We start from the raw sequence: 5436 nt of genomic DNA on the forward strand, positions 1-5436 counted from the left end.
GGTCTGTGCTTCAACCATTCTCATAGAGATGCCTGAAATCGGGAGTATGGACCGAAAGCAGGTGGCTTGTTTAACTGGAGTAGCGCCGATGACACGGCAATCTGGACAATGGCGAGGGAAATCATTCATTCAGGGTGGTCGCAAAGTAGTGAGGGACGCCCTCTACATGCCAGCCTTGGTCGCGATGAGATTCAACCCTGACCTCAAGGCAAAATATCAAGCCATGATTAAAGCTGGAAAGCCACCAAAAGTCGCCCTTACTGCGCTCATGCGAAAGCTGATTGAACTCGCCAACGCCCTCATCAAAGCAAACCGAAATTGGGTGATTAAAGAGGCTTGATCAAGACGGATACTCTGACTTCAGTGGGTGAGGATCATCGGGCATGACCACCTTACTTATTCACTTTTATAGAACGGTTATGCGTAAAGAATATATTTAACTTTTGCAGGCACATGTCCATATCAAAGTGGGAACACAATTTTACAGAGGCTCCGGCAATTGACATGATCATCGACATCGCGAATGCCATCATCGAACAGGTACAAAAGCCTAAACTGGCATTTCTGCTCGGCGGTATCCAAATGGCAGGCGCTGGTTCCGATCCCTGGGTCTAGCCCTTTGTCCGGATTGGTACGCCGGCGGTGCGTGGGGGCATCCCCCCCTCCCACGCCCCCCTCCCACGCCCCCCTCCCACGCCCCCCGACTTGCTCGAGTCCAACCCCTGCGCGGCCCGGACCAGATCAGGTGGCATAGCCGTTGGTGAAGTCGGATCCGGACAAGCAGGCGGTGTCCCGGGTCTGGTCATCCGGGGGCCGGCCTGTGTCCGAGGCGTTGACGAGAGGACCCTCGATCACAGCAACGGCCGCCGCGGTGGCCAGCGGAACCATGTCCGGGCCAGCCTGCGGTCCCGTATCCGGTTCACATTCCGTTTTGGTATCCAGCGCCGTGTCCGGATATCCATGCATTGCGCTGTCGGGGCCACTGTCCGACCCTTGGCCCCCTTCCTTGTCCGGATATCCGTTCAGCCCTCCGTCCGGTTCCCTGTCCGGAACCACCCGAGCAAGCAGCCCCTCCAACTCCGGTCCCGTCAGCAGGCCTCTGGCGCGCAGGCCGGGGTCGAGCACCAGCCGCGCCTGCGCGGCTTCGGGTGTGGCCAGCCACAAAAGGCTGTCGCCTAGGCCATAGCTGATCTCGAGCGCGGTCGCCGTACGCGTGGCCTTAGCAAGATCGCTTTCGAATTCGCCGCCGGACCCGGCGGAGGACGTCGCGGGCTTTTATGCGATGAACGCGCACGCGGTCCACTACGCGGACCTGCCGAACCGGTATAAACGGACTGCGCCGGGCCACGGATCGATCCCGGCCGTCTATATCTCGATGATCTGTCGGGACGTACGACATCGTGGTCAGAGGATCGGCGAAAATCTTCTGGTGGACGCGTTGTGCCGGGCCTCCCGCGCGTCCCGGTCCGGTTACGCCGCCGCCGTGATCATATTGGACGTGCTGGACTTTGGGGACGCGAGGAAGACCGCGAACCGCAAGGCTATCTACGAGCGCCTCCAGTTTCAGGGTTTCGCGGCCAATCCCCTCCGGATGTTCATTCCGATGGGGACCGCCGACGCGCTTCGCGAACAGATGCGGCTGTAGTCAGATGTTACAGCTACGGACATGGACCTCATTGGCAGGCCTAGGCTCTTTTATAAGAGAGCCTAGGCCTTCAAGTGTGAAGTACTAAGTCCACAATGCCCACCAAGGTTTGCTCACCGCAGGGTTACGGCAATGATTCGCCAAGATTGGACTCTAATCTATGTCATTTGGCGACACCTTTAGGACTTTAAAGCCCGTATTGCTCGCGCGCGTAGCCTCCCAGACCGACGGCGTCGAGCTTGGCAAGGGGGGCGAGGAACGTCACTTGAATGACGCCTGGTGCGCGCCCGATCTCTATCGCGCCGTTCACAGTGGCGCGGTTGCGAACCTCGGCTACGGTCACACCCAGCAGCGTGGCCGCGCGTGCAAGGCCGTTTTCGATGGCATCGTTCAGGTTGGCTGCTGTGCCAATTACCGAAATCGGGGCCAGCGGCTCGATGTTGGTGACACCCCATTTGTCGGCAAGGCGCTGCCCCTTGGCCTTTTCGGCGTCGGTAAAGGGCCGCGCCATCGGCGGCAGATCCTCGATCAGCGGGAACAGGACCGGGCCGTCCAGCGGGTAGTTTTTCACCACCTCGACTTGCAGCGTGACGCTGCCTGCAACATCCATGGTGTGCCCGGCGATCTCGCCGTCACCTTGGCCCGCGTGCATGTCGCCCATGTAGACGCCAGCACCTTTCACCTTGACCGGGCACACAAGGATCGCGCCCGCCCGCACCGCGTCGATGTCCATGTGGCCATCGGTCTTGTGCTGCGCAAGTTGTTCGGCGGTCAGGCCATAAGCATGGGGCGCGCCAACTAGGAACGATCCGAAATCGCCCGCGTTATGGCTGTCGGGCATCGCGATGGAAGGGCAGGTGCCAAGCTGCCCCATGAAGGGGCGCATTCGCACCAAAGTGCCGGGCATGTCAGAGGGCGCGAAGTTCAGGATCGAGTGCTGGCGGCTTCCATCTGGCAGGGCCGAGTAGTGGTTCGCCCGCTCGGCAATGGTCTCGGCAGCCGCTTTTGGCAGGGTCAGGCCAACGCTGCGCGTGTCATCGAAGGTGACGGTATAGCCGTGAACGATCCTGAACGGCGTGACCGCATTGCCGCAGACATTGCACTTGACCGAATCCTGGCCGATGCCTTCGATATGCGTCTCGGGCCAGACGGTGTCACAGGTGGGGCAGCGTCCGGCCACATAGGGATCGCCCAGACAGAACCCCTCTGGAGAGCTGTCATGGCCCGACGCAGTGGCGATTGAGGTGACGGTGATGTCGCGGATGCGGATGGCCACGCCATCACCAACCTCGGCGCCCGCGATGAACACCGGCTGCGTCACTTCGTGCCCACCGCGCAGGCTTGGAGTGATCATTGGGCCCCAGCAGCCCGGAGCGGTGTTCGCGATGATCGTGCCACCGTCCTCGACCGGGCCAAGCATTGGGGCATCGGGGTCTAGCACTGAGTTGGTGAAGTTGCCCACAACGATGCTGCGCTGTGCGCCTTTATCTGTCTTGCTTCCGTCAGGCATTTCCCGCTCCCTTGCATTTGAAATCTCTAAACCTGAGACTAAATTAATTAATAACAGGTGCAAGCGCGCTTAAACAATTACATGCGACAGTCGCAGCATTTTGCCGCAATGTGATGGATTGCATGTCCAAATAAACTGTAGGACTTATGGAACTTCACTCAGACTTTTCACAGCGGATTCTGCTCCATACGGCCGAGATGCCTTGGCAGCAATCCCCTTCGGCTGGCGTGGATCGCCGCATGCTGGACCGGATCGGTGGCGAGGTTGCGCGCGCTACGACCATCGTGCGCTTTGCGCCGGGCCACAGCTTTTCGCCACACACCCATGGCGGGGGCGAGGAATACGTCGTTCTGGACGGTGTTTTTCAGGACGAGCATGGCGATTACCCCACTGGCACCTATGTGCGCAATCCGCCCACATCGCGCCACACGCCCCGGTCTGATGCCGGCTGCACGATCCTCGTGAAGTTGTGGCAGTTCGATCCGGGTGATCGCAACCAATTCAGCAAAGACATGGCCGAGGGGCTGGTATCGGTCGGGGGTGGCGTGCAGTCTGCGGAGTTGCACCGCGACGCGCGTGAGGTGGTCAACTATTTCGAACTCGACCCCGGCGCGGCGCTGCATGTCAATGCGCCGGGCGGGATCGAGGTTTTTGTGCTGAACGGCAGCTTGATGGAAAGCGGCGAAGGCGTGCGGCAAAGATCATGGCTCCGCTTGCCAGATGGTCACGCGTTTGCGGGCGCGGCGGGGGACGATGGGGCAAAGCTCTGGATGAAAACCGGGCACCTGCGTTTTGTCGCAGCGCCTGCGTAAAGCCAGCCCAATGAAAACAAAGGTGGCCATTATCGGCGGCGGGCTGGCGGGTCTTGCTTTGGCAAAGCGGCTCGATCAAACCGGCATCGATTTCCAGTTGTTCGAGGGACGCAGCCGCTTTGGCGGCCGGATCGCGGCGCTGCAAACGCCAACCGGCGCGGTTGATCTGGGGCCGTCGTGGTTTTGGCCGGGACAGCCCCGCATGGCCGCGCTGCTGAAGACGTTGGGCCTGACCGATTTTGCGCAACATGCAAAAGGCGACCAGTGCTTTGAGGATGAAGCTGGTCGGGTTCATCGCGGTATGGGGTTTGCGTCGATGGAAGGGTCTTTGCGGATCGCGGGCGGGGTCGTTCGGTTGGTCGATGCTTTGGTGGCGGGTCTGCCTGCGGACCGTCTGCATAGCAGCGCACGGATCAACGCGATTGACCAACACAGCGGCATTGAGCTGGCAAACGGGCAGACATGCGCGGCGCAGCACGTTGTTCTGGCCCTGCCACCTCGCATCGCCGCCGGTTTGACGCTGTCGCCCGCCCTGACCCCGAACCAAAAGCGTAGCCTGCAAGCCATTCCAACATGGATGGCAGGGCACGCAAAGTTTGTCGCCGTCTATGACACGCCGTTTTGGCGCAACACTGGCCTTTCCGGCGATGCCACCAGCAGGCGCGGCCCAATGGTGGAAATTCACGATGCCTCGGGCCCGGATGGCACACCCGCCGCCCTTTTCGGCTTTCTGGGCCTGCCACCCCAGCACCGCAAAGGGCGTGCACAAGAGATCACGACAGCCGCACTTGACCAACTGGCCCGTATCTTTGGGGCACAGGCCATGACGCCTGCGCAAGTCACACTTCAGGATTGGGCGTTCGAGCCGGAAACCGCAACGCAGCATGATCTTGTGCCACCATCTTCGCACCCGGATTACGGACTTCCCCCGGCGCTGTCGGGCCTGTGGAATGGAAGGCTTCATTTCGCCTCAACTGAAGCTACACCGCTAATGGGGGGCTACATGGAAGGGGCAATGACGGTCGCTGAACTTGTGGCGACTGAGGTCGAAAAATCATCAGATCGGCCGTGGTAGCTGCAACAAAACCTGTCCCGCTCATAGCAACCCGTTCATGCGGGCCCAAAGACATGGGCACGGCCAGTCATGACAGCCGCGGTATCCTTCCTCGGCCAATATCAGAGTATCCGTCTTGATCAAGCCTCTTTAATCACCCAATTTCGGTTTGCTTTGATGAGGGCGTTGGCGAGTTCAATCAGCTTTCGCATGAGCGCAGTAAGGGCGACTTTTGGTGGCTTTCCAGCTTTAATCATGGCTTGATATTTTGCCTTGAGGTCAGGGTTGAATCTCATCGCGACCAAGGCTGGCATGTAGAGGGCGTCCCTCACTACTTTGCGACCACCCTGAATGAATGATTTCCCTCGCCATTGTCCAGATTGCCGTGTCATCGGCGCTACTCCAGTTAAACAAG

7 protein-coding genes are annotated in these 5436 nt (G+C 59.9%); 4 read left to right on the forward strand and 3 right to left on the reverse strand.

Annotated features, from left to right (window positions below; translation table 11 throughout):
- On the forward strand, nucleotides 1–340 hold a 340-nt coding region (locus BMY36_RS18725), incomplete at its 5' end, for a transposase (RefSeq protein ID WP_139193976.1).
- Between the two features lie 401 nt (nucleotides 341–741).
- On the opposite strand, the gene BMY36_RS18730 is transcribed toward BMY36_RS18725, so the two are convergent.
- Nucleotides 742–1164, reverse strand: a complete 423-nt coding sequence (locus BMY36_RS18730; protein WP_050519431.1) for a hypothetical protein — start codon at nucleotides 1162–1164, stop codon at nucleotides 742–744.
- Nucleotides 1165–1282: 118 nt separating this feature from the next.
- Between BMY36_RS18730 and BMY36_RS18735 the strand changes: the two genes are divergently transcribed.
- Nucleotides 1283–1645, forward strand: coding sequence for a hypothetical protein (locus BMY36_RS18735; RefSeq protein WP_139194154.1), 363 nt, complete (start codon nucleotides 1283–1285; stop codon nucleotides 1643–1645).
- Between the two features lie 187 nt (nucleotides 1646–1832).
- Here the strand turns inward: BMY36_RS18735 and BMY36_RS18740 are convergent, their stop codons facing one another.
- Nucleotides 1833–3155: an acetamidase/formamidase family protein gene (locus tag BMY36_RS18740; RefSeq protein WP_050519429.1), complete on the reverse strand. Its 1323-nt coding sequence runs from the start codon at nucleotides 3153–3155 to the stop codon at nucleotides 1833–1835.
- Nucleotides 3156–3301: 146 nt separating this feature from the next.
- Here BMY36_RS18740 and BMY36_RS18745 point away from each other — a divergent pair, with 146 nt between their 5' ends.
- Nucleotides 3302–3967 carry a cupin domain-containing protein gene (locus BMY36_RS18745; protein ID WP_050519428.1) on the forward strand — a complete coding sequence of 222 codons (666 nt, stop codon included), beginning with the start codon at nucleotides 3302–3304 and terminating at the stop codon, nucleotides 3965–3967.
- Between the two features lie 10 nt (nucleotides 3968–3977).
- Nucleotides 3978–5042, forward strand: coding sequence for a flavin monoamine oxidase family protein (locus BMY36_RS18750; RefSeq protein ID WP_050519427.1), 1065 nt, complete (start codon nucleotides 3978–3980; stop codon nucleotides 5040–5042).
- Nucleotides 5043–5161: 119 nt separating this feature from the next.
- On the opposite strand, the gene BMY36_RS18755 is transcribed toward BMY36_RS18750, so the two are convergent.
- A partial coding sequence (locus BMY36_RS18755; protein WP_139194155.1) for a transposase occupies nucleotides 5162–5436 on the reverse strand: 275 nt, incomplete at its 5' end.

This window comes from Pseudorhodobacter antarcticus (assembly GCF_900110135.1).
GTDB classification, from domain to species: Bacteria; Pseudomonadota; Alphaproteobacteria; order Rhodobacterales; family Rhodobacteraceae; genus Pseudorhodobacter; species Pseudorhodobacter antarcticus.

Excerpts from the sequence above, each read along its gene's own strand:
- BMY36_RS18735 (WP_139194154.1), top strand. The coding sequence starts at position 1,283 with ATGAACGCGCACGCGGTCCACTACGCGGACCTGCCGAACCGGTATAAA.
- BMY36_RS18740 (WP_050519429.1), bottom strand. The coding sequence starts at position 3,155 with ATGCCTGACGGAAGCAAGACAGATAAAGGCGCACAGCGCAGCATCGTT.
- BMY36_RS18745 (WP_050519428.1), top strand. The coding sequence starts at position 3,302 with ATGGAACTTCACTCAGACTTTTCACAGCGGATTCTGCTCCATACGGCC.
- BMY36_RS18750 (WP_050519427.1), top strand. The coding sequence starts at position 3,978 with ATGAAAACAAAGGTGGCCATTATCGGCGGCGGGCTGGCGGGTCTTGCT.